1 protein-coding gene and 1 pseudogene are annotated in these 931 nt (G+C 43.3%); both read left to right on the top strand.

Going from position 1 to position 931, the window contains the following annotated elements:
* Nucleotides 1-409: pseudogene (locus tag A3739_RS29265) on the top strand (hypothetical protein); the annotation flags it as partial.
* Nucleotides 410-635: 226 nt separating this feature from the next.
* On the top strand, nucleotides 636-931 hold a 296-nt coding region (locus tag A3739_RS03525; RefSeq protein WP_197472018.1), incomplete at its 3' end, for an AHH domain-containing protein.

Below are 931 nucleotides of genomic sequence, written 5' to 3'. Positions count from 1 at the left end.
CAGCTCAGACCCGCAACGCGCTCCCGAAATCATCCAACTTCGCGATAAAATTGATCACTGGCACTTCTATGACCACTTTCGAACTGACAGTGCTGTGCCAGGACGGCAATCTCACCTTGGAAGCCGCACAACCATCTTATCTGACGATGGGCATTACCTTGCTGCTGCCCTCCAAACGGTTATAGAAATCGGCAACGAACAAGCCTTATATGAAACCATTGAAGATGCATTTTACAGTACGCGCTTAGACAATAGCGGATGTTGGGCTATCACCTACTTTGAAGTGGTTAGATGCCTTATTGTACTAGCGCAGCAGACCTTCGATATCTTATCTTTAGTTTTGCGAACAACAAATTGTTTGATCTGCTCATCGGTTAATAAACAATCCTATCGTAAGATATTATATTGAGGTCGAACTTTCAGTAGATCTAACGTATTTAACTCCCGAAGTAATGACCAATACCCAGATTTAACGGAAAGTATGAGTAAGTGATTATTACTAAGGGAACTGTTTTGGATGGCTTGAGCATATACATATTGGTTTGATGTTGATTTTAGGAATAGCGCCCCTCCTGACTATCTCAAGAAGTATGATTTATTGATTTACGTCTCTGTATTACCCTAAGCCTGTAGGCGTGTCCCCCGGTAAGCATGGTAGTTGGCATGGCCATCATATTGTTATGAAAGGCGTTAAGGTTAATGACTCTCGTTATGTATACTCCCAAGGCTCCATTGATATACTCGAGTCGTTTGATATTGATTGGTATGCAGGCCCAGAGAATCTCTCTTGGGCGCCGCATAACTGGGAAGGGTTGCATACAACTGAAGAGCAGAAGGCGATTTTTGAAGCCTTGAGTGAGGCAAAGCAAATGGGTGACCAATATGGCCAAGAGTTGGGAAAGAACCATGCCATTAAAATCTTGAACCAGGC

This window comes from Oleiphilus sp. HI0067, from assembly GCF_001635735.1.
Note: the sequence above shows the minus strand (reverse complement) of the source record. Positions and strands in the feature narration are given on the sequence as shown.